Source organism: Rugosimonospora acidiphila, from assembly GCF_039543385.1.
Taxonomy (GTDB): domain Bacteria; phylum Actinomycetota; class Actinomycetes; order Mycobacteriales; family Micromonosporaceae; genus Rugosimonospora; species Rugosimonospora acidiphila.
Genome location: NZ_BAABJQ010000017.1, coordinates 163312 through 189189 on the forward strand (window position 1 = coordinate 163312; position 25878 = coordinate 189189).

The following is a 25878-nucleotide window of genomic DNA, read 5'->3' on the forward strand; positions in this document are numbered from 1 at the left end:
AGTTCGCTCCGGTGGCTCTGGGAAGCAGAGTCCGCCCGCAACCGGTCGCGCACGGCCGGGCGGGCCGCGCGCACTCCGAACGCGGCGCCCGGCGGGTGCAGCGGCCTGACGAAATACGTGCGTGGGTCACGTCAACGGTGGGTCGAATGGTGAGAATCGGGGCTGGTCGGCTGTCAGATCCAGCGTGGGTCCTCGGACAACCTCCACCGGACTGAAACGCACCCGGCGCCCGGTGTGGCCATCGTCACCAGGCATCCCAGGGCCGATCCACTCGACACGCGCCGTCCCAGAGAGGTGCAACGTCGATCCGGTGTCGAAGTCGAGAAACAGCAGTGCCGCCTCATCGTTCACGGCGAGATTGCCAAGACTGTTGAACATGTTGTTGCCGGGATAGTCCGGCCACCAGATGTCCCCGTCGAAGGTCCGAACAAAGCCCGGACGACCGCCGCGATGGGAAGCGTCGGCGCCGCGCGTAGGGTGGGCCGTGCCCAGAAAGAAGGTGTCGCTGCGTTGGATCAAGCGCACCTGAGTGTCGGCGGGGGTAGCCGCCGGCGTCGCTGAACCGCCAGGCTCCGACCCGGGCTGGGGGATGTGCCGTATCTGGCGTTGTTGGATGTACTGGGGGCAGTTTCCATACGCCTGTTCCACTTCAATCCGCAGGCTGTCCGCTCCGACACCGACCAACACCCCATTGATGCGAACGCGTCGGCGCGTGGCGAAATCCATGACGACCAGGCCGACCGGCTGATCTTTGCGTAGTGCCGCGAGGGGGTCCCCGGGACGGGGTACAGCGTGAATCTGGAGGATTCCGTCGCGGGTATCGAGGAACCCCGGGTGCGCGAACAGCGGCGAGATCCAGAGCCGACCGCCGGGGTCGCGTGCGGTGACAGCGGCAAACTCCTTCTCGGCGAGGAAGCGGCGGAAACCACCACTCAGCTCAGCATTGTCCAGCATCCCGGCCAGGCGGCTGGCCTCCTCTACGACACGAGCGCGGGCCTGTATTGCCAGCTCGCCCTCATGAAACCCTGAAACCATCGGTGTCGGAACCTTTCCGTTGGCGGCCCGCGTCCCGCCCGCTCAGGATAGAGCAGGATTGGGACACGGCACCCAGTATGCTCGCCCGGCTTGGGTCCGGCCTGCGCGCGGCGTTCCCGTGTTGGGGGAGACCCGCCGTCCGCGGCGGGCGCTGGCGGGGCGCGGTTACTGGGTCGTGCGGACGCGGCGCCTCGTGGATTGTTCGCGGCGACCAGTGCGGCTTTCGACGGCAGTGCGTAGCGAGGGCGGAGAATCTTTCGTCGCCGTTGACCGACCGGTTGGGCGGCGGCGCGGCCGCGGGAGGGCGACGCCTTCGGGGGCGTAGGAGTGCACGTAGTCAAGCGCAGCGTTGAGTGCATCGCGCAGCGGTTTGATGTCGCGTTTGGTTTGGCTCAGTAGCGAACCACCCTGATGGGCGGCCAACAGTACCGAGGCCAGTACATCGGGCTTGGCGTCAGTGCGTAACTCGCCACGGCGGCGCATCGCGGCCAATCCCGCGCGCAGGACCTCAGCCCACTGGTCGTACCCGGCGGCGAGTTCGGCGCGCATGCGCGAGTCCGTCTCCACCAACTCGCCGGCCAGCGCGCCGAACGAACAGCCACCCTCGACGTTGCGCGCCAAGGTCTCTTCGATGTTGAGGTCCGCCCACAATCGAAGCGCCTCGAAGCTGTCGAGTTGGCCCAGCTGCGGCTGGGTGTGGAAATCGATGACCGCGTCGAGTTGGTGGGATATCACGGCGTGCACCAGGCTGCGCTTGTCGTGGAAGTAATGAGCCATCTGCGATCCACTGACCTTGGCCGCTCGCCGCACGTCCTCGATGCTGGTGCCGGCCACACCGCGCTCGGAGATGAGATCGGCAGCGGCCAGCACGATGCGGGCCCGCGTGGCCTGGCCCTTGCGCGTGAGAGGGTTCCCCGCAGCAGACTCCGGTCCCTGGGCGGCTGCCGCGGCGGTCGATGACATGTCGATTGGCCCTACCAGCTATGCGATCCGGGAACGGGATTGGATAAGGTATCCCAGAATAATAGCGGACGGCCCGCCGTCCCTTCGACCCGTTAGGCCTTGGCGGCGTATTGTCCCCATTCCGCCCGTTCCTGCAGTGCTGGCGTGTGATGAGGCCGGGTCGTTGTGGGCCCATGCGGTCCGGGTTACTGTTGGCTTTGTGCAGGGTGGAGCGGTCAGTGCCTCGCGCGGTGGTGAGGAGCCCACAACGGAGGATGACCTCTGTTTGTTGTCGATCCGGCAGCAGGCGGCTCTCATACAGTCCAGAGTCGTCTCAGCCACCGAGCTGGTGAGTGCGCATCTGCGACGGATCGCGGCGATTAACCCGTGCGTGAACGCTATCGTGACTCTGGACCCGGAACGGGCACTGGCCGAGGCCGCGGCAGCCGATGCGGCGATCGCGCGCGGCGACCGCACTGGTCCGTTGCATGGCCTGCCGGCTGCGATCAAAGACACTCATGACGCGGCGGGGATGCGCACCACGCACGGCTCCCCGCTGCGGGCCGACAACGTGCCCGACGAGGATGAGTTAGTCGTGGCGCGGATGCGGGCAGCCGGGGCGATCGTGCTGGGCAAAACGAACGTGCCGGAGTTCGGCATGGGCGGCCACACCGACAACACCCTGTTCGGGCCGACCCGCAATCCGTATGACCCCGCGCTTTCGGCCGGCGGCTCGTCCGGGGGAGCGGCCGCCGCACTGGCGACCGGGATGGCTACGGTGTGTGAAGGCTCGGACCTGGGTGGATCACTGCGCAACCCGGCCTCATTCTGCAACGTTGTCGGTTTGCGCCCCTCGCCCGGTAGAGTTCCTGACATCCCCACCGCATTCGGATGGCAGCCGCTGCTGGTCAACGGCCCCATGGGTCGCACCGTCGACGACACCGCCCTGTTGTTGTCGGTGATCGCCGGACCCCACCCGGGCAGTCCCCTCGGGCTTAACCAGGACCCTGGCATGTACACCAGCATCGACCCTGCCGATCTGAGGGGTCTACGGGTCGGGTGGGCCCCCGATCTGGGTGGCATGGTCAACGTGGACCCCGAGGTACGCGCCGTCATCGACGCCCAGATCGGCACTCTCCTTGACCTAGGTTGTGTCGTTGAGGAGGCCAGCATCGACTTCGACGGCGCCGACGAGGCGTTTCGCACCCTGCGAGCGTGGACGCTGGCCTATCTGCTGGACGATGCGATCCGGCGCCATCGCGACCAGCTCAAACCGAGCTTGATTTGGAACGTCGAGGAGGGCCGCTGGCTGTCGGGTCGTGATATCGCTGCTGCTATCGAGACCCAGACCCGCCTCTACCACCGGGCCCGGGAGTTCTTCGAGCGCTACGACCTCCTCGTGGCTCCCGCCGCCTCGACTGTGCCGTTCCCGGTCGAGTTGGAGTATCCGCCGTTCATCGACGACGTGCCTCAGACCACCTACCTGGATTGGATCAGAGTCGGGTACGACATCACGATGACCGGGTGCCCCGCGCTCGCGCTCCCAGCCGGATTCACCCCGTCGGGATTGCCGGTGGGATTGCAACTCGTCGGCCCGCATCACGGTGAGCGGGGGTTGTTGGCCGTGGGAAAGACCTTCGAGCAGGCCAACCCGGCGGGGCATCGGCGCGCTGATCTGCCGGCCCTGGCCCGTCGGGGTCTGTCAGCTTAGTCCGGCAGGGACTGGGTGCGCGGCTGCTCATCGGCATGACCGGAGAGGCCGATCGGGTCGCCCGCTCACGTGTCGCCTACCGGAGTGGATTTCGAGGCGGCCCGACTCAGCGCGCGTGCCTTTGGATCGGATAGCTCGCCGACAGGACGTAGCGACCGCCAGAGCAGTGCGGCCGCGTAGGATCGATAGGGCGACCACGCCACTCCGATCGCCCGCAATTCGGCCACGGTAGGCAACCCGTCGGTACTCCAGCGGTTGCGGACAGCGCGACGAAGACCGAGGTCCCCTGCGGGCAGGACATCCGGTCGTCGCAGGTTGTGAATCAGGAATGTCTCGGCCGACCACACGCCAATGCCCCGTACGGTGGTCAAGGTGCTGACGACCTGCTCATCGTCGAGGCCTTCCATACCCTCGATGTCGATGGCTCCGGTGGCTTGCGCCTGGGCGAAGTCAAGCACATAGGAGGCCTTAGCCTCGGATAGTCCGCAGGCCCGTAGGCGCCCGGCGCCCAATCTCAGCACGCCGGTGGGCGTGGGGATTCCATCAGTCGCTGAAGCGACTCGATCGTAGACCGCGAACGCGGAGATCGCCGAGATCTTCTGCCCGACGATGTGCAGCAGCATCGCCGCGAATTGGCTCGAACCGGTCCGGCCGCCGTCATGCCACTGGAAGGGCTCCTGTGGGCCGTACTCTTGAAGCAACGAGGCGAGCACGCGGTCACGCTTAGCCAGGGTTGCATACGCCTGCTCGATGTCACGGGCGGTCATGGCTCAACGCTACCTAATGACTCGCTTGAAGTGGCTAGGCCCAGCAGAGACTGTCGAGCCCGACGTGGGCGCCTCATCCCGAACGGCCTGGGACGCCAGCATACCGCGCAGAAACACGCACATGTGGCTTGCCCTTTTGCCGTCAACTGCGGGCGATGAGCGCCCGTGGCAGTTACGCCATCAGCCTGACAGAGAATGGGCTTGACATCCCAGAAAGCTGTGGCTAGTTTGGGCCGGCCATCCCAAAACGGGGATGGTCGGCGGCTCACGTTCTCGAGCCAACCTCGACAAGCTCGAGAGGTAAGCCATGCCACAGGTCCAGCTCATAGCCCGGCACTCAATCCGGCCGGGACACGAAAGTGAGGTGTTCGACCTACTCGACCAGTTCGTCCCGCTGGCACGCAGTGAGCCAGGCAACCTGGCTTTCGACGTCTACCGGAGTGTCGACGATCCCCGAAGCTACGTGCTGCTTGAGCGGTACGCCTCGCGTGAGGCAGTGGCCGAGCACCGCCGCACGCCGCATTTCACCGACCTGCTACTCGCGCGAATCGTGCCGCTGCTGTCCGGGCGAGTCGTCGAGGAGTACGACATTCCCGCCTGACTCACCGAGCACGAAGGAACCTGCCGTGACTTTCCATGACCTACACCACGGTGACACGCCCCTCCTGCTGCCCAATGCCTGGGACGTCGGGTCCGCCATCGCGCTGGCCGATTGCGGCTTCCCGGCCATCGGCACCACAAGCTTCGGAGTCGGAGCCGCGGTCGGTCATCCAGACGGCGCCCGGGCCAGCAGGGATTCAACCATGGCGCTTGCCCAGGCCCTGCGACGGCTGCCTGTCTTCGTCTCGGCCGACATCGAGGATGGGTACAGCGATGACCCCGGCGAGGTCGCCGCCTACGTCGCCAACCTCGGTATTGCGGGCATCAACATCGAGGACAGCACCGCCGAGGCGTTAGTCGATCCAGAACGCCAGGCTGCGAAGATTATGGAGATCAAGCGCCGTAACCCCGAGGTGTTCGTCAACGCCCGGATCGACAACTACTGGCTCGGCCAGGACGCGACAGCGGCCGCCGTGCTTGAGCGCGCTGCTGCGTACGCCGCCGCCGGCGCCGATGGTGTGTTCATCCCGGGTGCGACCGAACCCAACGAACTGCGTGCCTTCGCCGCCGCGATCAGCCTGCCGGTCAATGTGCTGGTTGTGCCCGGCCTGACCGTGGCCGACCTCGGCGAGCTTGGAATCCGCCGCGTCAGTACCGGTTCGTTGCCCTATCGTGCGGCGATGGACGCCGCTGTTGAGGTGGCGGTGGCGGTGCGGGAGGGCCGGACGCCCGGGTCGGCAACGCCGTACCCACAGGTCCAGGCCCGGCTGACCCGCTACGCCGATCTCTTCAGGGAATGACCATGGCTGGGCTCCATGCCCGTGACCCAATCGGTGTCCAGGTCAATCTGATCACCTCGGTTAACGCGGCCGTGTTTACCGCGCCGGGGTATTGTCGATGATGGGAATCCCGCTGGTCGCGGTCGGTTTATTGAAGAACACCGCTGGCACGCCGGTGCACCCGGACGCCCTTCGGGCTGTCCTATCCGACACTTGGAGCTGAGCAAGGTGATGTTCGTGTCATGCGGCTTGCGCGATGCGTATTGATTCGCCTCCGTTTGAGGGCGCGTGTCCTGAGGCAGACGATGAAAGGCACGACTCGATGTCACACCACTTCGACACCCCGACCGGTCGCGAGGATCCCAAGCTCAACCTGTGTGACTTGTACCTGTTCGCCGGCCGGCCGGGATCGACCGTGATGGTGATGACGGTCAATCCTGAAGCGGATCCGGCGAAGGGTCCGCTGTTCCGCGACGAAGGGCTCTACGTTTTCCGCTTCGACACGAACGGTCACGGCCGCGAGGACGTGTCCTTCAAGGTCCAGTTTGGCGAGACCAACCACGGTGCCGGCGGCGAGCACGTACAGAACTTCGAGGTACGCCGGGCGATCGGGGACGGCGCGGGCCACGGAGCCGACGGTGACCTGGTCGCCGCCGGGACGACGTCGCGCATCGTCACCGCCGACAGTGGCGTGCGGGTGTTTACCGGCCTGACCCAGGATGTCTTCGCGGGTGATTCGGCCGCGCTGCGCGCGTTCGAGGCGGCGTTCGCCGAAGGGCAGTACAAGCCCGAGGCGTTCGACAACCACGTCAACTTCTTCGCGCCGCGTCGCGTCGCGGCCATCGTGCTGGAGGTCCCGAACGAGCTGATCGGCGTCGGCCTGGTCCAGGCCTGGGCCACCATCTCGCTGTTCGGCCACGCGCCGGAGCAGCAGGTGGCGCGCTGGGGGCTGCCGCTGATCACGCACCTGTACGCACGCGACGACGACCTGCGTGAGACCTACAACCGCACCACGCCGTCCGGGGACAACGCCGCGGTGCTGGACCGGATCGGCGAGGTGATCCGGGAGACAACGTTCCTCGCGGGTACCGCCAACGATCCTCAGGCGTACGCGCAACGGGTGCTCGACAGGTTCGGTGCGCTCACGCTGCCTTACGAACTGGGTACTCCGGCTTCCTTCGACTACGTCGGCTTCAACGGGCGGACCCTGCACGACGACGTCATGGATGTCATGTTGTCGCTGACCACGAATTCACCGCTGGGCGACGGTGCCAACCCCGACCCCGACCGCATCTCGATGGAGTTCCCCTACGTCCCCGTCCCCGACCGCGGCTGAGCGGGCGAGAGGGCAACGAGGAGGTACCGGAACCAGATCCCGGTCGCTGGTTGGCGCGCCCCGACCGGCGACGGGATGAGACTGGGTCCGCGGTGGCGGGCGATGTGACAGGGCGGAGAACTCCGCCCCGGCCCGTTCCAGGGCGGCCGAGGAAACCATGGTCCAGTTGCGCGGCGTTTCAGACGGCGCGGGACGTGTCCGGGGGCGGTACTGGTACATCCGATACGCACCCGGAGTCCTACGTTGCGCCATCATCACCGGCAGGATGGATGCGGGCATGACAATGGGCATGGCATCGAAAGGCACTAGCGTGGAGACGATCGAGGTTCGTGACGACGCGGCCAACCGCTTTTACGAGCTGCGGGTGGGTGGGCAGCAGGCTGGCCTCCTGGTGTACGAGGACCAGGGCTCACGGCGCGTTCTGACGCATACCTTCATCCAGGAGTCGTTCCGCGGCAGGGGACTGGTGAAGATACTCATCCGGGACTCCCTGGAAGACATCCGCGCCAGAGGTCTGAGCGTCACGAACTTCTGCGGGATCGTCGACCGGTACATCCAGCGGCACCCGGAATACGAGATACTCATCGACCTGGCACATCCGGGAAGCTGGGCGGGCCGCCCGGCCGGCGAGGTCCCCGCCGGGGACGATGACGCAGCCGTGGTCGGAATCGACGCCGACTGAGGTCGGCGTGGTGGGTGGGGACCGTGCGTGTCACGCGGCTGGGGCGGGGCGGTGACATGGTCGACGTCGTTGGTGGCGGGTTGCGGAGGCCACGCGGCCAATTCAGTCAGGGCTGATGCCCGCTGGATGAAACGTCCCGCGAGTTTCCCAGAAAGACGAAGGCAGGGCGGGCTCCCGAATCTCCGGTTGTCGGGAGCCAACCCTGTCCGCCACAGCACGTTCCAACGGATGACGAGGCATCTCGCCCCTACCCGTCGGGTCAACCGCTGTTGATTGCACCCGTTATGGCGGCGTTGGTGTAGCGCCGCGCCGCTCGATCACCGGCCCGCTTTGCCTGATCCGGGGTAGCACCCCGGGCAAGTGCTTCCTCGATCGCCTTGTTGCGACGCTGCTCGACCTGCTCACTCTGCCTCTGCTTGAGTCTGCTCCAGAAAGACATGGCACCAGGTATCCGAAACGCGTACGCCTCAAACTCAGGCGTGACACGCCGCACAGGCAACATCTGTCAAGCGCCGGTCGGCTCCGGCGGCCCTGGACAAGCTGCGCTTTGGGGTGAGCAAGCGGTCTGAGAGTTTTCGGTTGCGCTGTCTGGAGGAACCGTTGACGGGTGATCGGTTGTCTTCGATGATGCTCACCGGCCCTGCTCCAACCATCAGGCGCGACGGTGTCATGACCACGGACGGACGGTCGGCGCGGGAGCAGCCACACAAGGTCGGAAGCGGCCCAGAGCCAATACGCCCGGGTGATGCACAGTGTGGGCCGCCACGGCCTGCGACGGCCCACACTGATCCCACGGTCATGAGACGGCCAGCGGATTGTCCTCGTCAGTCGAACTGGCAGGTCCGTTCATGCCTCTGGCGAACGGGGCCACCGGGTTCGGGCAGGCGCCGCCGCCCTGGCCCTCGGCGCAGACGGTACCCGCGCTGACCCCTCCGGTCGGGGTGTTCGAGGCGGTCTGGCCGATGACGGCGACGGTCTTCGCCTTGGCGGTCAGCGAGCGGATCGCGGCATGGAAGTGAATCCTTGCTGGTCGCACGCAACCTCGTGGCGAGAGTCATGATCCGAGTAGATCGAGGTCACGAACGCAGAAACCGTGGTGCGCCCACTCCTCGTTCAGTACCACCTGAACGCACTCCAGCACCGACTTTTCCCTGGCATGCGGCGGCCAACCCGGGCCCGCCGGCACTGGCGCGGACGCCGTGAGCTGATCGGCCGTCACCGTCGACAGCCAACGCTCTAGCTCAGCGCCTTGCACGTCTCGCGCGGCCAGCACCTCGTCGAGACTGGGGGCCGACGCCCGGTCCAGGCCCTGCTCCTCCTGGTCAGGGACGAACTCGCACGCCAGCCCGATCGCGGTGAACGGCTCGGTCGATCCCAGACAGCAGCGGCGGAACCACGAGTCGTGCACGAACACCAGATGGCGCTGGGTCTCTACCGCCGACCATTCGCCGCCGACGCGCTGCTGCTCCGAACCCCTGGGCATCGCTCGCAGCCGCTCGACCGTCTCCGCCCAGCCGGCCCGCAGCTGCCGGACAGCCTGCATCAGGTCCGCCGGATCGGCTGAGCGCAGCAGCAGCCGCACCGGATACCGGCGATCAAGCTCGGCTTCGACATACGACGTCACCTCGACTCCGTTGACCACCAGATTGGTGACCAGCCCGTCGATCACAGCGTCCTGCATTATCACCCCGATCAGACGAGCGCGGGTCAAGTCACACTCGCGGAATTCGGCATCAGTCAGGTCTTGATCCTTGAAGCTCGCCATGCCGGGCAGTATCCACCGGCGTTCCGACAACCGCGCAGTTACCGCGGGTAGAGGGTGCTGTAGCCGGGCCTGGACCAGCGGAAACACGCCGAGCCGGCGACCTCGCACCATACGAGACGAGGTCAACGTTCGGCTAGGTGCACGCGAGCGCGTCCTCAATTCGGCAGGAGCGGAAGCCGGGCACGTTCGCGTACCCATGACGACCGTCAGCTGGACCTACTTCTGTACTCCCAGGTGTGTCCGACACCGCGGGAAGCGCCGCGGTCGGCGTCTGGCTCCGCGCCTGCGCTGAGCCGGTTCCGGGCGACCGGTCGAGTATGAAAGGCCGGCGCGGGTGCCTCGCGCCGGCCGGCCGCTGCCGCCACCACGATGCTCATGCCACGAGCCGCAGCGGGTGTTCGAACAGGTCGGTCAGCGTGGCGAGGAATCTCGCGGCCAGCGCGCCGTCGATGACACGATGGTCGGCGGTCAAGGTGTAGCGCATGCGTGTGGATGTCACGACGTCGGATCCAGCCAGGGTGAGTTCCGCGCGCGTGGAGCCGACGGCGAGAATCGCCGCCTGGGGTGGGTTGATGATCGCGTCGAAGTGTTCGATCCCGTACATGCCGAGGTTGCTGATGGTGAAGGTGCCGTGCCTCATTTCGTCCGTGGTGAGCGTTCGATGGGCAGCCTTGTCCACCAGCTCCCGTGTCGTGGCCGAGATGGCGGTCACCGAGGCGCCGTCAGCGTCTCGAACAACGGGGACAACGAGCCCGGCCGGGGACGCCACCGCGACGCCGATGTGAACCCTGTCGTGGATGAGAGTCTGGCCGCGTCCGTCGGGCGAGTATGACGCGTTGATCCCGGGGTGTGCCCGCAGGGCGAGTGCCACCGCCCGGACGATGAGGTCGTTGACGCTGACCTTCGTCCCGGTGCCGCGGTAGGCGCTGTTGATCTGGGTGCGCAGTGCGAGCAGGTCATCGACGCGGGCAGACGCGGTGGCGGTGAACGTCGGGATGGTGGTGGCGCTGCCGGTGAGCCTGGCGGCGATCGACTGGCGAACCGCGTCGAAGGGCACAGCCCGGGGCCCCCGCGGGTCCTGGTCCGGCGCGGCGGATGCGGTCACCGCGCTCGCCCCCGCCGGTGTGGGTCCCGGGGGCGACTGGTCGGGCAGAGCGTCGAGGTCGGCGCGGACGATCCGGCCGCCCGGTCCGGTGCCGGCGACGCCCGCCAGGTCGATGCCGCGCTCGCGGGCGAGTTTGCGCACCAGCGGAGTCGCCGCGCGCCGCTCGCCCCGATCCTCGGGCGCGCCGCGGGGTGCGCGCGGCGCGCGGCCCGTCGGCGCCCGCCCGGTGGTTGCCCCGCCGGTGGCCGGCGCGTGCGGGACGGCTGGCTCGCGGCTGTCTGCGGGGCGGTTGGTCGCCTCGCCGCCGCCGTCGTCGAGACGGGCGATGGGGGCGCCGATGGGGGCGCTGCGGCCCTCGGGGACGAGGATCTCGGCGAGGGTGCCGGCCTCGTACGCCTCATGCTGCATGACGGCCTTGTCGGTCTCGATGTCGACGAGGACGTCGCCGGGGGCGATCGGGTCGCCGGGCTGCTTGTGCCAGGTGGTGATGGCGCCTTCGGTCATGGTGTCGGACAGGCGCGGCATCCGGATGTCGATCATGCTGGTGTCCTCTTCAGCGGTGCCGGCCGACGGCATGGAGGGTTTCACGGATGGCGGTGACCGCGTCGTGCGCCGAGGGCAGGGCGGCGGTCTCCAGGGATTTGGCGTAGGGGAGCGGGACCTCGGCCATCGCCACGCGACGCACCGGCGCATCCAACCAGTCGAAGGCGCCGTCGGAGATCGTCGCGGCGATCTCGGCGCCGATGCCGTAGGTGAGCCAGTCGTCCTCGAGCACGACGGCGCAGTTCGTCTTGCGCACGGAGGCGATGATCGTGTCGCGGTCGAGGGGACGCAGACTGCGCAGGTCGACGACCTCGACATCAACGCCCTCGCCGGCCAGCTGCTCGGCGACCTGCAGGGCGACGGCGGCCATCCGCGAGTAGGCGACCACGGTGATGTCGGCACCCTCGCGGGTGAGGGCGGCCCTGCCGATCTCGGCGGGCTCGTCGCCGTCGGGAACCTCCCCGACGGTGTTGTACAGCGCGAGGTTTTCCAGCACGAGTACGGGGTCGTCGTCGCGGATCGCGGCGAGCATCAGTGCCTTCGCGTCGGCCGGGCTCGACGGTGCGACGACCTTCATGCCGGGCATGAAGGCGTAGTAGAGCTCCATGTTCTGCGAATGCGTCGCGCCGAGCTGCTGTCCGCCGCCGCCGGGGGTGCGGATCACCAGGGGGACGCGGACCTGGCCGCCGAACATGCCGTAGATCTTGGCGGCGTGGTTGACGATCTGGTCGAGGGCGAGCAGGGAGAAGTTGATCGTCATGATCTCCACGACCGGGCGCAGCCCGAGCATCGCCGCGCCGATCGCGGCGCCGGTGAAGCCCTCCTCGGCTATCGGGGTGTCGCGCACGCGGCGGGGACCGAACTCGGCCAACATCCCGGCGGTGATCTTGTAGGAACCCTCGAACAGCCCGATCTCCTCACCGATCAGGAACACGTTTTCATCGCGGCGCATCTCGCTTTGCAGCGCGTCGTGCAGCGCCTGCCGGTAGCTGATCACACTCATGCCGACACCCCCGCGGCGACGCCGGTCGGGCCGGCCGCGGGAAACAGCGCTTCGCCCGGCATGCGGCGCGAGTTGTTGAGCACCGGCGTGGCGTAGGTGTAGTCGAACAGGGTCGACACGTCCGGATGCGGGCTCGCGTCGGCATACGCGGCCGCGGCCGCGACCACCGCGCTCGCCTCGGCCTCGACCTCGGCGATGAGTTGGTCGGTGAGCAGGCCATGGCCGTGCAGCCGCACGGCGTAGGCGGCGATCGGATCTGCGGCTTTGAGCGCTTCGGCCTCCTCGCGGCTGCGGTACCGGGCCGGGTCCACGACGGAGTGGCCTTTCAGGCGCCCCGAGACGGTCTCCAGCAGATAGGGCCTGTGCTCCCGGGCGCTGGCCAACGCCAGCCCGGCCGCCTCGAACACCGCGGCCGGGTCGTTGCCGTCGACGCGTGCCGAGGCCATCCGGTACGAGGAGGCTCGCTTGTACAGTTGCGGCTCGGCCGAGGAGCGCTCGACACTGGTGCCCATCCCGAGTCCGTTGTTGACCACGACGTACACGATCGGCAGCCCCCACAGGGCGGCGATGTTCAGCGACTCGTGGAACGCCCCGATGTTCGTGGTGCCATCACCCATCAGGCAGACGACCGCCTCCGTGCCGCCGCGGTAGTCGATCGCCAGCGCGGCGCCGGTGGCCAGCGGCACCTGCCCGCCGACGATCCCGTACCCGCCCATGAACCGGGAGGCGACGTCGAAGATGTGCATCGACCCGCCCCAGCCGCGTGAGACGCCGTCGACCCGCCCGTAGAGCTCGGCCATCACCCTGTCCGGGGCGATCCCGCGCGCGATCGCGTATCCGTGCTCCCGGTAGTTGGTGAAGACGTAGTCCGAGTCGTCCAGTGCCGCCATGAGTCCCGCGACGGTGGCCTCCTCGCCGAGGTTCAGGTGGCAGTACCCGCCCACCTTCGCCTCGGTGTATGCGCGGGCGGCCCGCTCCTCGAACCGGCGCACGAGCACCATCTGTCGGTAGAACGCCAGCAGACGGTCGTCGTCGGGGGACCGGGACAGCCCGGCGGCCTCGCGCCCGGCTCGCGACGCGCGGTCGCCGCGCGTTGTCCTGCTGCTCGGAGGCATGTGGGGTCTCCTTCTCGCCCAGGTGCGCCGCGGCCGTCGATCGATCGGATCGGGCGCGTCGTCCGGTGGCCTTAATGAAACGAAGTTCGGTTCATTATAGGATAGCGTGGAACGCGCTGTCGATCACGAGGAGCCACGATGGCCACCGACGATGAGTCCCCGCGCAAACGGGGCCGGCCGACCGAAGCCGAACGCGCCCAGCGGCGCGACGACATCCTCGACGCCGCCGTTCGCCTGTTCGTCACCGGCGGCTTCCGGCAGGTCACCCTCGACGACATCGTGGCGGCGGCGCACGTGACCAAGCGCACGATCTACGGCTACTTCGGCGACCGCACCGAGATCTTCCTGGCCGCGGTCGAACGCCTGCGCCGGCGCACCCTCGGCCTCGCCACCGACGGCAACACCCTCGAAGAACTCGCCGCGAAGATCGTCTTCGCCCTTCACTCCGACGAAGCCATCAGCCTGCACAAACTCATGATCATCGAAGCCAACAGGTTCCCCGACTTGGCCAAGCGGTTCTACCACGACGGCCCGGAGTCCTACATCCAGGCGCTCAACCAGCTGCTTGCCGAACCCGACGTCGAGCTCGCCAGGTCGCTGTTCACCCTGCTGCTCGGCGAACCACATCGGCAACGGCTACTCGGACTGCGCGCCGCGCCCAGCCGAACGAAAGCCACCGCGCACGCCCGGGCCGCCCTCAGACAGCTCGCAATCGCAGGCGAGCTCGAGACCTGAGCTCAGCGTCGCTGACGTCCCTACGTCGGATGAGACACCTTCGCCTCAACCCGCTCCTGGGCGAGTTTCGTCACGGACTGTCCGTAGGTGGGTGCCGGCGCACCCGGCACCGTGGTGCGCCCGCCCACCGACAACGCCCCGACCACCTCCGCGCCAACGTCTCTGCGGTCGACGTCGCGGAAGAGCTGACTGACAATGAACTGTCTCGCTTCCGGCTTGTGGGACGGCTGAAATCACGAGATCTTGGACAAAGGCTCGATCAGCTGGGACAACGGCTCCGTGCGATGACCGACGCCCCGACCGCCCATCTGGGCAGCGGCACACCCGTCACCGATCCCGCAGAGCTCCACGCGCTGCGACGGACCGTGCGCACCGGCGATGACACCGGCGCGGGCCTGAACGGGCTCAGTGGACTCGCCGTCGCGTGGGTGCTCGCCAACCTGAACCCGGTCGCGCTGCCCACCCCCCGGCCTACGAGCGCTGGAATGAGCGCTCCACCGCAGCCGTCGGCCCTTGATCATCTCTGGCATTGCCGCGAAACTTCACGGATCTAGCAGAGACGATCAAGGGCCGATGCTGTAGAACTACCTGCAGCTGCCGTCAGAACTACCTGCAGCTGCCGTCCGCGTCGTAGAAACCGGGACCGGCGAGTCCGGGGCCGGTGAGCTGCGGCCGGTTGGCGCCGCCGCCGGGCGGGTACGAGGTGTCGAACCACTGGGTGAAGAACTCGGACAGGCGCGTCTGGCACGCCTTGCTGCGGTTGGGTAGGAAGTGGGCGAAGCCGGCCTCGAGATGCTGCTCAGTGATGCTGCCGCCGCCGTAGTCGCGCTGGATGCGTTGCAGCGCCTTGTCGAAGTTGTCGTGGCCGAGGATTTCGCGTAGCGCGAGGTAGGCGGTGCCGGGCCGGGTGTAGGTGCTGTTGTTCGAGAACAACGAGGCCGGCGTCGGATCCGACGGTGCGCCCGCCCAGAGCGCCCGACCGTAGTTCGTGTTGAACTGGTTGACCAGGCTCTGATCGAACGCGGCCTCGCCTGCCGGTGTGCCGGGCCCGCCGGCAGCCGTCTGCGCGGTGCGCGCGTTGAACAGGTACTGGCCCAGGGTGGCCATGCCTTCCTTGAAGAACGTCAGGTTCCAGTTGCCTTCGGAGACGTTGTCACCCCACCACTGGTGCATGTTTTCGTGGTAGAACGTGCCCAGCCCGATCCGGCCGCCCTGGAAGGTGATCATCGTCTGCATCTCCTCCTCGAAGCTCGCGGAGGGGATGCCGACCAGGACGCCCTCGGACTTGAACGGCAGCGGCCCGTTGAACTGTGCCTGGAAATCGGTGATGTCCTGCTGCTGGTCCATGATCGCGAGGTTGGCCTGCTTTTGCGCGGCGGGGATCGAGCTGCCCTGGGCCTCGTAGTAGAGGATCCCGTCGGAGCCCTTGCGCGAGGTCAGGTCGAAGTCGCCGACGCTGTTCTCGACCAGATAGCACGCGATCGTCGCCGCCGAGTGCCAATGGAACGTGGTCGAGCCGCCCGGGAAGTTCTTGTCCGGCCTGTTCTTGACGGTCGAGAGCAGCACTCCGTTGGCGATCGCCGTCTTGCCGGCATTGACCGTGTCGTAAAAGTCGTAGGTGGGCTTTGCGCTCGGGTGGTTGTTCAGCGGCATCCAGTCTTCGGTGCCGAGCGGCTCGGTGGTGACGAAACTGCCGTCACCGGCCGGGTTGTCGGAGCGGAACCAGCCGTCGGTGGTGCCGTCGCCGTCGGTGTGTACGCCGGGCCGTCCCGTGTAGTACACGGTGACCTGGAACGTCTCGTTGGCACGGAGGTCGTGGGCGGGCGTGATCACCAGCTTGTTCGCCGGGCACGGCTCGCCGTTCTGGGCGTTGACGTCGTCGCCGATGACCTGTGGGGCACACGCCGGCGGCAGCGGGTTGTTGTCCGGCCCGCCGACGGGGTTCACCTGTGATGCCTGGTGGGCGAGTGGGTTCGGATCGTTCTGACCCTTCGGGTCACCCGGGTAGGTGGGCTGCACAAACCGGAACGAGGCCGGTCGTCCGTTGACGGTGACCGCCTGGACTTTCATGTCCGGGCCGCCGTTGGCGTCCACGCCGTGGCGCTCGAAGTCCAGGCTGAAGTCGGTCAGGCACTGCGTGGCCCGGTCGGTGAGTACGACATGGTTGCCAGGCAGGAACTGGTTCGACGGGGCGTCGTACACCATGTGCACGTCGGTGTGCAGGCTCGTGTAGCCGCCGTTGCCGGTTTCGGGATACACGTGGTCGCCGAAGTGCGAAAGCGTGCGCGGGCCGGAGCCGCAGTGCTTCGAGGCGCCGGGCGGCGCCGCCGCCGCGGCGCCGGCGGGGGCCGCGATGGCAGTCGCCGCGACGGCCGCGACGAGTACCGACGCGGCGGCGAGCCGACGGTTCATGACTCTCCTCTTAGATCTCAGGGGGTTGTTCGCGCGGGCGCTCATTGTTGCGGCCGATCATCGCTGTCGATCGGGGCGTCGGGGCGGCCGCCGCTGGGGTGCACCGGACGGTTGGCGGCCTGCGGCAACCTTGCGGCGCTGACCGGCGAGGCGCTGCCGCTCGGGTAGAGCATCGCGTTGAGCACCAGCCGCTCGCCCTGCACCGTCCAGGACCGGTACCACGGGTCGAAGCCCAGCATGATCGCGTGCCCGGCGCCGAAGGGCTGGTCGATGACGGCCGGACGTCCCGGCAGGTTGGCGTTGGCGTTGACCTCGTAGCCGTAGCAGTTGCCGAACCCAACCGGGCCGCCGCAGTCGCCGGCGGGGCCGAACGTGGCTACTGCCGTCGCCCGCGGAATGCTGCCACCGTCTCCACCGAGCGTCGTGGGATCGAAGTTCGGGTCGCTGTTGGACGAGCGGAAGATCCAGCCGCCGGCGTCCATACCCCAACCGGCCGGGTCAGCCGTGTTCCAGGTCGCGTCGAACGTCGAGCCCGGCGTCGTGATACCGCTGACCGTGTTCGTGTTCACCGTGGTCAGGCCGGCGTTGCGTGCGCTTGTCACGCCGCCCGTGCTGGTGCCCACGAGCGTGCCACCCGCATTGACGAACGCCCGCAGAGCCTGCGCCGGCGTTCCCGCCGTCCCGACCGGCGTGGTTGCCGAGATCGCCGAGTTGGGGTCGAGGAGCACCGTGTAGCCGCCGCTTTGCAGTACGCCGTTGGCGAGGTCGGTCGAGGTCAGCTGACCGATCTGCGAGGTCGGGATGCCCTCGCGCTGGGTGAGGTCGAACATCGCCTCGCAATAGTTGGTGGACACGCAGTATCCGTCGCCGGTGCCGGGGAACGCGGGGTTGGTGGGGACCGTCGTGCCGCCGGTGTAGATCGCGATCTTCGGCAGCGTGACGGCCTGGTGCGCGACCGGGTAGCCGGTCAGGCCGTATACCGGCGTCTGCCAGTGGGCCGCGTCGCCGGCGAGCGTTGCCTGCGCAACGCCCGACACGAGCGCGGCGCCGGTGTCGAAGTGCGTGCCGTTCGCGTCGAAGCCAGTGCTGGCCCGCGACACCGAAGCGCCCTGCCCGAGCAGTTGGTTCACCATCGCCAGGGCCGCAGCCGAGTCGGTGTTGAACGCGTACACCGCCTGCTTCTTCGAAGGTGTGGTCCCGAGCTTCACGTCGTCGACCGATTGCAGCTTGGCGTTCTTCGGCAGCGGCTGGGTGAGGAAGCCGTCACCGGCGAAGCCGCGCAGCAGCGAGTACGACCACGTCACGACGTCGTAGTTGTAGTTGAACGGGAGGTACGGGTTCTCGCCGAGCACAGCCTGGATCCAGTGCTTGGTGCCCTGATCCAGCGGAATATACAGCGTGCCCTTCGGTAGCGTCACCGTGCTCGTGCGCACCGGCGACTGTCCGGACGGTGCGTTGACGTCGAAGTCGCCGAACTGGTGCGCACTCGACACGGTCACGTCGTGGCCGAGCTGGTACACGTTGACTCCGACGGCCTGCAACTCGCCGATCGTCTCGGCGACGTCACCGCTGTGCTCGCCGGGTAGGTAGTAGTAGCCGCACACGTTGGTGTTCGGTTCCTGGCTGATGGCGCTCTGCCCGATCTCGTACTGATCGACGACCGGCGGGCTGACCTGGGTGTTCTCCTGCACGGTGCAGTCCGCGCCCTGGTCGACGGCCTCGGGCCACTGCTTGATCCAAGCGGTCTGCAGCGCGTCCTTGTTGTCGGCGGTGACATTCACCGTCGTGTCGATCGCGAGGTAGTGGTCGTAGACCTGCTTGCCGTAGTTCTCGTTGTTGCCCTTCTCGTAGGTCATGCCGGCGCCACCCTGCAGCAGCGCGGGCACGGTGTCGCCGTACTCGGGCACGAACATGTCGTAGTTGTTGTAGTTGCGGTACTGCCCGGACTGGTCGTTGAACGCGTTCTGGATCGCCGGGCCGATCACGTCCTGGATCGAGTCGAGCGCCGAATGCGAGATCTCGCTGTGCGCCGCGTCCTGGTCGGGCGGGAAGAAGTAGCCGGACGACTGCTGGTGCGCGTCGATGAAGAACAGCCCGGGGTACTTGGTGATAGTGCTGATCAGGGCCGCGTTCTCCGGCTGGTGGAACACGCCACGGTCGCGGTTCGGGTCGAACGACCAGGCGGTGGTGCGGTTGTTGTGGTCGCGGTCGTCGGGTGCGGTGACCGGCTGGATGAACGTGTCCAGGTTGCCCAGGCGCGACGTGTTGTCGCAGTCGGTGCGGGCGGCCAGTTCGTACAGTTCCTTCACGGACGCCTCGCCGCCGGCCACCTCGCTGCCGTGCGGGGTGCCGGTGATCCACGCGAACGCTGGCCGCTTGTCAACCTGTGCCAGCGCCTGCTTCGGCGACGTGGTGCCGTCGATGACGCCGCGCCAGAACTTCTGGTCGTTGCGCCCGGCGTCGAGGTTGGCGATGTTGCCCGGCGTACCGATCACGACGTAGTAGAAGGGCACGCCGAGCACGCTCGTGCCTTCCTGGACCATCTTGGCCGCGACCCGGCTGCCACCGTGCCTGTTGACGGCGTCGACGACGGCGCGCATGTACGCGGTGAGCTGTGCGGTCTTCTTCGCCGAGGGGTTCGTGCCGGAGCCGCCGCCACCCGTGACACCGCTGCCCAGCGACGTGCCGAAGAACTCGTCATAGCTGGGGATGGTCGGGTCGAACTGCACGGTGCTGCTGCACGATGTGGCGGTGCTCGGCTTTCCCGGGGCGTTCGCGACGGGGAACTCGCCGCCGGCCGAGTCGGACTGGTCGCTTGCACGGTAAGGGCAGAAGGTCACCGCGTCGGAGTCCGATACGCCGGACGGGCAGGCGCTGCTCGCGACCGGCTTGCCGTTGACGGGATTCTCCGGTACCGGCGGGTTGATCGTGCTCGGCGTGACGACGTCAGACCACACGGCCGGTCCCGGCGTCGGCAGGGTCACCGTGCCGGTGCGCAGTCCCCACCAGTTGTTCTGGGCGCGCACGGGAGTCTTGGAGTTGGCAGTGGTGCCGTCGGCGGTGGTGTTCAGCACGCCGAACGCGTTGTCGGTGATGTTGCTCTCGGTGATGCTCGACTTGGCGGCACCGACGAGGCGCACACCCGCGGCAAGGCGCAGGTTCTGGTTGTTCTCGGAGTGGTCGCCGAGCGGGTACGGGTCATTGTTGGGCGTCGGCGCGTAGACGCTCTGGATCGGTGCGCCTTGGCCGTTGACCAGGTTGGACGACACGGTGTCGCTGACCATCCGCACCGCCGCGCCGCCGCTGACCCGCACGCCGTCCTGCCCGAACAAGGGGCCGGAAGCCAGCGGCAGCGGTGGCGGGATCGGAGCGCTGCCGCCTGAGGCCTGGCAGTCGCCGTCGATGACGACCGGGCCGCCCGCCGTCGGGTCGTCGAAGTTCTGGCACAGGTTGCGCCCGGCGATCTGATCGTTCGTCAGCACGGCGGTGTTCCCGGAGCCGTCGATCACGACGCCGGCCGCGTTGTAGTGGTCGACCCGGGTGTGGTCGATCGTCAGCGCATGCGACTTGCCGACGTGGGCGATGCCGTATCCGAACGGGTTGCTGCGGAATCCGCCCGGCACGGTGTAGCCGGTCGCGCTCTCGTCGACGTCGACGCCGGTGACGCGGGAACGCGTTATCGAGCCCTGCGAGTTCACGTAGGCGATGCCTGCCGTCGCATTGGCTCCGTTCGCGTCGACGGTGACGCCGCTGATGGCGACGTTCGCGCCGACCACGGCAACGACAACACCCTTGCCGCTACGGATGTCCGGGTGGCTCTCGGCGAGCTGGGCGCCCTTGCGTGCCTCGATGTGCACCAGGTCGGCGCCGGCTCCGGAGATGGTCAGGTTCTTGGTGATCGTCAGGGCGTTGCTTCCCCGCGCGCCGTTGCCCTCAACGTAGGTGCCGGCGCAGATCTGCACCGTGTCGCCGTTGTGAGCCGCGTTCACCGCGGACTGGATGGTGCGGAAGGGCCCGTTCGAACAGACCCTGAGGGTGTCTGCTCGCCCTCCGGCGTATGCGGTGGACGCGAAGCCCGCGACCATCATCACCGCGATGGACAGGATGCCTAACTGCCTTCTCATCGTCGCCCCAATAGGTCGGCGGAGTACGGAAAAACCAGCATCCTATCGTCCGGGGGCTGGTCGGCGCTTCCATCAATGGATGGGAAGATCGCGATTGATGAACAACATTTGTCCAGTGACGTGTAGCGATGTAGCCGGACGCGGGGACGTGCGAGCGATGCGCTTCCGTCTCTGCCGGGGAGGGTGCTCTGAGCGCGCCCTCCGTCACTCCGCGCGTCTCATGGCTCGGCCGACTCGGGGGTGCGGCCGTGTACGACGCCACGCCTTCTAAAATGTGACGAAGCGGCCGACCAGCTCGTCGACGAGCGCCTGACGAACGACGACGGAGCGGCCAACTCGCCCGATGCCTACCTCTACCGCGTCGGTGTGAGACCGACGGCATGAACGGCGCCCCACCAGCTGCCTCACCGCAGTACTCGGTCCCGTGGATGGCTGGGCCGCTGCAAGTCGGCCGTCGCAGAAAGCCACTGGCCGCGATTCGGCGCACGGTCGACGTCACCACCCGGTACCTCGTCGGCGCGCGAGTCCGGAGCGCGCGAGCCCGATGCGGACGCGGCACCGCGATCGGCGCTTGACCCGAGGGCGCTGCCAACGCGCCGGCTATGGCCCCGACGCCAGACTCGGCGGTGGCGGCCCCCGCTGCGGCACCGATGCCAGCGATAACGGCCTTGTCAGCCAGCGCTTGCAGTATATTGCCGAGCTGATTCGAGAGTTGCCAGGCGCCGATAGCGGCCTTACGGTAGTTGTCGCGGATGTCGTACAGGGGGAGCTGCTGCCCGCTGATATCCGCGGCCAGGTTGGAGAAGTATTGATAAGCGGCATCGCCTGCATTGCCGTCCCACGCCGCGTCAACGTCGATGGCGCCTGCTTGGATGTTTGCCCCAAGTTGTTGCAGACACTCGGCAAGGTTGCCCATAGCTTCGCCGAACTCCCAGTAAGCCTGCCAATCTCCGCTGAGCCAGTCCGTCATCCAACCAAAGACATCCACTCCGGTCAGCGCCTCGATGGCGTCATTGATCCATGCCGAAGGGCTGAGATAGTTGAAGAGATCCAGCGGGTTGGAGAAGCCGTTACTGACGCTGTCGTCGGGTTCGCCCGGTGCTACTAGGTAGGCAGTCGGATCGTCCACATCCTGTCCCCGTCTTTGACGCCTAATAAGGTGGTTTGAGCGAGGTCCGCCGAATCGCTGGATATGTGGCGTCAAGGGCGCTTGCGGTGCGCAGATCGCTTCTCGCATAGCCATCTGCAGCCTGCTTCAGTGCTTCCGCAGAGGAGTCGGCCAGGTCGCTGAGGTGCTGAAGCAAGTCGTTGAGACGTTTAAGCAGAGTGCGGTGCCCAGGCGCCGCTAAGCCGATCAGCCCTTTCTCATGGAAGCTAAAGCTCCCGTACCGGTTGGCGTAGCTTTTTGCGATCTGTGCCACCTGCTGGTCGTCGCCGAGCTGAGCAGCATACGTACGCAGTGCATAGGGCTCAACTCGAAAGTTCATGCGAGGGTCATCCTCTCGACTGCGAGGGCAGACGCGACTAGCAGTACCATTCCGATTGCGGTGTACAGCATGCAGCGCCGCCATAGTGATCTCATCACATCCGCATCCGTAGTCCGATGCAGCCGGACCGCGTCGATCACGGAAATCACAAACGCGGCTGCGGGCAGAAGTAGCAGCGGCCAACCCAGTAACGGAAGCGGCGCACCTGAGGTTTCCGAAACGACGGCGCCAAAAAGGACTAAGACATAGACCCCAGCGAAAAAGAACGCGAATTTCCCAGCTAGACGTCGCATCTCTAGCGTTGGATTGACCACGCTCGTCCTCCCGGATCTACCTCCTCTGTGCAGGTTAGCAAACTCGCTGAGTGATATCGACAACCTCCGTAGTCATGTAAGAATCTCGTCGTTGCCACCAGCCAGGTTCATCGTGTCCAGGCTGCAGCGTCATGAAACCGTGCTTGTGCGCGGTAGCGGACTCGTGCACCGGGTCGATGCTGGCGCCCACGTCGAGGAGCGGGTGGCCGGCTGGAAACGTCCACAGCAGGCGCCCGACTGGGCGATCACCGGCTGGCGGCCTACCCCGGAGATCGTCGCGATGTCGACCCTGGACTCCTACAGCGCCGTCATCGCCGCGGTCGGCGGGTACGCCGTGCTCGGCATCGCCGCGAACGGATCGCAGCCCCGGTGGCTGGGGCTGGGCGGCGACCCTGCCGACCTGCACCGCGCCGCCTTGGGATTCTTCCTGCTCCGGCGGCAGGCTCTGGTGTCGGTGACCACCATGGCCGCCCCGACGGCACTGCGTGGCCCGAGGATCATCGGCGCGCACCCGCTCAGCCGCCGCATTGTTCCCGAATCCGACACGGCCACCGATGACGCGACCGAGGACGTCGCGCCGCCCGCCGTGCTCACCGCACTCACCACCGAAACTGTGGCCGCTCCGGCCACCCGCGGCGACGTTCCGGCCGGGGTCGCTGAAACACTACGCGAATGGGTGGACACCCGACGAGTGGAGCGGCTGCGTCGTGGCATCGCGTTGCGGGTCGCCGAGGATTGGCAGCTGCCGGCGGGTGGGATCCTCACCGTGGAGTACCGGGTGGCACCCGGCGGCACCGACGGGTACCTCACGGACGCGGTCACCGGCAAGCCGCTCGTGACTGCTTATGCCTGCCGCGATCTGCACGTCGTCGCCGAGATAGCGGTCTGCCCGCACTGTCTGACCGGGACGTGTGCCCGGTGCCCGCAACCGGCCAAACCGTGCGCGTTGTGCGGAGGCTGGGTGTGCGGACAGTGCGCGGCCGCCGATGGGCGCTGCCCCGCGTGTGCGGCCATCCACAAGCCGGGCACTTTCGCGCGCCGCAGACTACAGGTGCCCAGGGGCGCCCGAGTGTGGCACGGCGCCACCGAACGCTGCCAAGTGACCGTGTGGGAGGAGGACGGGGTGTGGTCGCTGCGCCGCAACGACCACACGGGAACAACGGATTCGGCGCTGCCAGGCTGGTGGGTCGCGGAGATCCGTCGCTTCCTTCCCGGCTCAGCTTGAGTTTCACGCTGAGCCGGTCGCGTCGCCTCCGGTCAGCCCGCCTGGACGAGGCGGCTGGTCAGGAACGGGCTCGGCGTGCCGTGCCAGAACACGACCAGTTCGTCGCGGGCGCGGGTGGCCGCGACGAAGCGCCAGTGTGTGGTGGCCCGCCGGCCGTCGAGGATGCCGGCGGCGGCCAGGGCGACCATTCCGGTGCAGAAGCTCACCAGCCCGGCGCGGCGGCGGGCGGTCCGCCGGAGGGCCTTGAGTACCGGAGGGGAATCTCTGAATTAGGAGCGCCGCACCCGCGCGAGCTCCTGCGCGGTCGGAGGGTCGGCGCCTGGACGGGAGCAGGTGATGGAGGCTGCCGTGGCGGCGGTGTGAAGGATCGAGGTCAGTGTCGGGGCCGGGATCGCGTGTAGTGCGTCGCGGTAATTCGCGCCGAGCAGGCCGTGCTGGTGCAGTCCCGCCGGCAGCGTAGCCGTGAATGTGTCGCCGGCCCCGACCGTGTCGAGGACGGAGGCGGCGGGGGCCGGTCCGGCCATCGTGCCGTGCTGTGTGAACACCTGGTATCCGGCCGCTCCCGGGTGACGACGACGAATCCGGGGCCGGAGCGCTCCCAGCTGCGGGCGGTGTCATGGGGGTGCCGATCCGCATAGAGCCAGGCGAGATCCTCGTCGCTTGCCTTGGCCGGAGCTTGGGCGATTCCCAAGCTGACGCTGCGCTGCCCCATGCCGGCTCACTGCTAGGTTGCGGCGATGACCTCCAAGCACCCACATCAGCGGCCATCGTCACAGGCGGAGCAACCGCGTTGGCGCAACCTGACGCCCGAGAGCGTTGATGACCTTACTGAGCGGTATGCGTTCGGGGATGCGTGTGTTCGCGAAGTCAACCGTCGGCAGACCTACGGGAAGGACGCGACCTCGACCGCTTCTATCGTCATTGAGCTGATGAGGAAGGAACCGGAGCACGAATGGGTCACCTTGCGACTGGAACTCAGCGATGTCCGGGACTTCCGGATCATCGACGTCAACACCTTTTCCTGGGTTCTTCTCGACGACCTCCATGTCGCCCGCGACGCCACTGGCCGACTTCACGTTGATCTCGACAATGTGGCCCGATCCGACTTTCGGACGCCTGATCAGATGGCCGACGAGTCTTACCTGTACTTCTCGGCCCGAGACGTCCGATGGGCAGAGCTACCCCTCGAATCGCCCGGCGAGCGTTGGAATCCAGAGGACCACGAGGGGCTGTAGCGGCGGCTGTGGCACGACTCGTGGATGCGCTGGCTCCTGCAAGACCACCGCCGTCTGGACCGGCCGGCCGACGGCGTGCTAGCAGCCGAGTAGAGCAACCGACGACACCCGAGCCGAACCGCGAGCGACCGCTGCCCCCGGCCGATGTCGCACGGGCCGCCAGAGACCCGCCGCCGATGGTCCATCGGTCACGGGCCGACGCTCGCCGCTCGACGATGCGTGCCTCGCCACCAGGGCTCATGGCCGCCGAGCCGCCCGAGTTTCAACTCATGGCCTTCGCAGTGGAGCAGGGCGAGGAGACGGTTGCCCCTCAGCAGGTGTTCGTAGGAGACCTCGGCGACGATGTCCGCGACTTCACGAGCCCAATGCTGGTCGGCGTGGTAGGTCAAGTCGAAGTCTCGGATCACGAGAGCCCAGCCCGTGACCGCAGAAAAGTCTATATAGCGCAGCGCGTCGAGGTTCTTGACCGACCAGCCGCAGTAGTGCATGGATACCTGGGACAGCAGGTGCTGGAGGAGCTCTGTGTGGTGGCATCCCCGAGTCTCGGCGATCCCGTAGCCGAGGTCTCGTAGGTGGCTCACGACCAGGCTGAGGTGTTCCTCGTCGCGGAATCCGGACACGGCGCCGTCGTGGAGCAGCTCGTAGTCCCACTGCCCCCTGTCCTCTTCGTTCGAGCTGAATGCCGCCATGACGCCAACGATAACGGGCGCCACGGGCTGGCTGGCTCGACGACGGCGTGGGACGCAAGAAGTACAGCCGTGATGTGCGGCAACCCGAGGGCGATGACCACACCCACCCCGGCGAGCATGCCATGGATGGTGTTGGGGGACACCGCCACTGCGGCGCGGGCCCCCGGGACAGCCTGAGTACCAGCTGCGGGACGACAGTCGCGGCGACGATGCCGCAGGTGGCCGCCCAGCCGTAGGTCTCGACGAGCCCGGCCACGCGGACGGTCAGTCCGGC

At 67.3% G+C, this 25878-nt stretch carries 24 protein-coding genes and 1 pseudogene; 11 read left to right on the forward strand and 14 right to left on the reverse strand.

Annotated elements, in window-relative coordinates; genetic code table 11:
* Nucleotides 1–126 precede the first annotated feature (126 nt).
* On the reverse strand, nucleotides 127–1035 hold the full coding sequence (locus ABEA87_RS26215) for a pyridoxamine 5'-phosphate oxidase family protein (protein ID WP_345633937.1): 909 nt from the start codon (nucleotides 1033–1035) through the stop codon (nucleotides 127–129).
* A 165-nt stretch (nucleotides 1036–1200) separates the two neighbouring features.
* A complete protein-coding gene (locus tag ABEA87_RS26220; protein WP_345633938.1) occupies nucleotides 1201–1998 on the reverse strand; it encodes a TetR/AcrR family transcriptional regulator in 798 nt (265 codons plus the stop codon).
* Here ABEA87_RS26220 and ABEA87_RS26225 point away from each other — a divergent pair.
* Nucleotides 1997–3688, forward strand: coding sequence for an amidase (locus tag ABEA87_RS26225; RefSeq protein WP_425570956.1), 1692 nt, complete (start codon nucleotides 1997–1999; stop codon nucleotides 3686–3688). The genes ABEA87_RS26220 and ABEA87_RS26225 overlap by 2 nt on opposite strands.
* A 65-nt stretch (nucleotides 3689–3753) precedes the next feature.
* Here the strand turns inward: ABEA87_RS26225 and ABEA87_RS26230 are convergent, their stop codons facing one another.
* On the reverse strand, nucleotides 3754–4455 hold the full coding sequence (locus tag ABEA87_RS26230; protein ID WP_345633942.1) for a DNA-3-methyladenine glycosylase family protein: 702 nt from the start codon (nucleotides 4453–4455) through the stop codon (nucleotides 3754–3756).
* Between the two features lie 307 nt (nucleotides 4456–4762).
* Between ABEA87_RS26230 and ABEA87_RS26235 the strand changes: the two genes are divergently transcribed.
* The 4 genes from ABEA87_RS26235 (at nucleotide 4763) to ABEA87_RS26250 (ending at nucleotide 7852) form a co-directional block, all read left to right on the forward strand.
* A complete protein-coding gene (locus tag ABEA87_RS26235; RefSeq protein WP_345633943.1) occupies nucleotides 4763–5056 on the forward strand; it encodes a putative quinol monooxygenase in 294 nt (97 codons plus the stop codon).
* A 25-nt stretch (nucleotides 5057–5081) separates the two neighbouring features.
* Entirely contained in the window at nucleotides 5082–5855 is a 774-nt protein-coding gene (locus tag ABEA87_RS26240) for an isocitrate lyase/PEP mutase family protein (RefSeq protein WP_345633945.1), read from the forward strand.
* 301 nt (nucleotides 5856–6156) lie between these two features.
* Nucleotides 6157–7170, forward strand: coding sequence for a DUF4331 family protein (locus ABEA87_RS26245; protein WP_345633947.1), 1014 nt, complete (start codon nucleotides 6157–6159; stop codon nucleotides 7168–7170).
* Nucleotides 7171–7480: 310 nt separating this feature from the next.
* Nucleotides 7481–7852, forward strand: a complete 372-nt coding sequence (locus ABEA87_RS26250; protein ID WP_345633949.1) for a GNAT family N-acetyltransferase — start codon at nucleotides 7481–7483, stop codon at nucleotides 7850–7852.
* Nucleotides 7853–8111: 259 nt separating this feature from the next.
* Here the strand turns inward: ABEA87_RS26250 and ABEA87_RS26255 are convergent, their stop codons facing one another.
* Nucleotides 8112–8291 carry a hypothetical protein gene (locus ABEA87_RS26255; protein WP_345633951.1) on the reverse strand — a complete coding sequence of 60 codons (180 nt, stop codon included), beginning with the start codon at nucleotides 8289–8291 and terminating at the stop codon, nucleotides 8112–8114.
* A 409-nt stretch (nucleotides 8292–8700) separates the two neighbouring features.
* On the opposite strand from ABEA87_RS26255, the gene ABEA87_RS26260 reads away from it, so the two are divergent.
* Entirely contained in the window at nucleotides 8701–8871 is a 171-nt protein-coding gene (locus ABEA87_RS26260; protein WP_345633953.1) for a hypothetical protein, read from the forward strand.
* A gap of 35 nt (nucleotides 8872–8906) precedes the next feature.
* Here the strand turns inward: ABEA87_RS26260 and ABEA87_RS26265 are convergent, their stop codons facing one another.
* The 4 genes from ABEA87_RS26265 to pdhA form a co-directional block, all read right to left on the reverse strand.
* Entirely contained in the window at nucleotides 8907–9617 is a 711-nt protein-coding gene (locus ABEA87_RS26265) for a DinB family protein (RefSeq protein WP_345633955.1), read from the reverse strand.
* A gap of 373 nt (nucleotides 9618–9990) precedes the next feature.
* Nucleotides 9991–11262, reverse strand: a complete 1272-nt coding sequence (locus ABEA87_RS26270; RefSeq protein ID WP_345633957.1) for a dihydrolipoamide acetyltransferase family protein — start codon at nucleotides 11260–11262, stop codon at nucleotides 9991–9993.
* A 13-nt stretch (nucleotides 11263–11275) separates the two neighbouring features.
* Nucleotides 11276–12268 carry an alpha-ketoacid dehydrogenase subunit beta gene (locus ABEA87_RS26275; protein ID WP_345633959.1) on the reverse strand — a complete coding sequence of 331 codons (993 nt, stop codon included), beginning with the start codon at nucleotides 12266–12268 and terminating at the stop codon, nucleotides 11276–11278.
* A complete protein-coding gene (pdhA, locus tag ABEA87_RS26280; RefSeq protein ID WP_345633961.1) occupies nucleotides 12265–13383 on the reverse strand; it encodes a pyruvate dehydrogenase (acetyl-transferring) E1 component subunit alpha in 1119 nt (372 codons plus the stop codon). The genes ABEA87_RS26275 and pdhA overlap by 4 nt, the downstream gene beginning before the upstream one ends.
* Nucleotides 13384–13521: 138 nt before the next feature.
* Here pdhA and ABEA87_RS26285 point away from each other — a divergent pair, with 138 nt between their 5' ends.
* Complete coding sequence (locus tag ABEA87_RS26285) at nucleotides 13522–14118, forward strand: TetR/AcrR family transcriptional regulator (protein ID WP_345633963.1); 597 nt, start codon at nucleotides 13522–13524, stop codon at nucleotides 14116–14118.
* Nucleotides 14119–14402: 284 nt separating this feature from the next.
* Entirely contained in the window at nucleotides 14403–14672 is a 270-nt protein-coding gene (locus tag ABEA87_RS26290) for a hypothetical protein (RefSeq protein ID WP_345633965.1), read from the forward strand.
* 52 nt (nucleotides 14673–14724) lie between these two features.
* On the opposite strand, the gene ABEA87_RS26295 is transcribed toward ABEA87_RS26290, so the two are convergent.
* Both ABEA87_RS26295 and ABEA87_RS26300 read right to left on the reverse strand, forming a co-directional pair.
* A complete protein-coding gene (locus tag ABEA87_RS26295) occupies nucleotides 14725–16530 on the reverse strand; it encodes a M1 family aminopeptidase (RefSeq protein WP_345633967.1) in 1806 nt (601 codons plus the stop codon).
* Between the two features lie 41 nt (nucleotides 16531–16571).
* Nucleotides 16572–20654, reverse strand: coding sequence for a hypothetical protein (locus tag ABEA87_RS26300; RefSeq protein ID WP_345633969.1), 4083 nt, complete (start codon nucleotides 20652–20654; stop codon nucleotides 16572–16574).
* Between the two features lie 571 nt (nucleotides 20655–21225).
* Here ABEA87_RS26300 and ABEA87_RS26305 point away from each other — a divergent pair.
* Entirely contained in the window at nucleotides 21226–21762 is a 537-nt protein-coding gene (locus ABEA87_RS26305) for a hypothetical protein (protein ID WP_345633971.1), read from the forward strand.
* Nucleotides 21763–21805: 43 nt separating this feature from the next.
* On the opposite strand, the gene ABEA87_RS26310 is transcribed toward ABEA87_RS26305, so the two are convergent.
* Nucleotides 21806–22141, reverse strand: a complete 336-nt coding sequence (locus ABEA87_RS26310) for a hypothetical protein (protein ID WP_345633973.1) — start codon at nucleotides 22139–22141, stop codon at nucleotides 21806–21808.
* A 453-nt stretch (nucleotides 22142–22594) separates the two neighbouring features.
* Here ABEA87_RS26310 and ABEA87_RS26315 point away from each other — a divergent pair, with 453 nt between their 5' ends.
* Nucleotides 22595–23680 (forward strand): hypothetical protein, encoded by a 1086-nt coding sequence (locus tag ABEA87_RS26315; RefSeq protein WP_345633975.1) that lies wholly within the window; start codon nucleotides 22595–22597, stop codon nucleotides 23678–23680.
* Between the two features lie 134 nt (nucleotides 23681–23814).
* Here ABEA87_RS26315 and ABEA87_RS42715 read toward each other — a convergent pair.
* Both ABEA87_RS42715 and ABEA87_RS26325 read right to left on the reverse strand, forming a co-directional pair.
* Nucleotides 23815–23934: pseudogene (locus tag ABEA87_RS42715) on the reverse strand (AraC family transcriptional regulator); the annotation flags it as partial.
* 15 nt (nucleotides 23935–23949) lie between these two features.
* Entirely contained in the window at nucleotides 23950–24282 is a 333-nt protein-coding gene (locus ABEA87_RS26325; RefSeq protein WP_345634014.1) for a PfkB family carbohydrate kinase, read from the reverse strand.
* Nucleotides 24283–24417: 135 nt separating this feature from the next.
* On the opposite strand from ABEA87_RS26325, the gene ABEA87_RS26330 reads away from it, so the two are divergent.
* Nucleotides 24418–24915, forward strand: a complete 498-nt coding sequence (locus ABEA87_RS26330; protein WP_345633977.1) for a hypothetical protein — start codon at nucleotides 24418–24420, stop codon at nucleotides 24913–24915.
* Between the two features lie 188 nt (nucleotides 24916–25103).
* Here the strand turns inward: ABEA87_RS26330 and ABEA87_RS26335 are convergent, their stop codons facing one another.
* Nucleotides 25104–25604: a hypothetical protein gene (locus tag ABEA87_RS26335; protein ID WP_345633978.1), complete on the reverse strand. Its 501-nt coding sequence runs from the start codon at nucleotides 25602–25604 to the stop codon at nucleotides 25104–25106.
* Nucleotides 25605–25878: the final 274 nt, after the last annotated feature.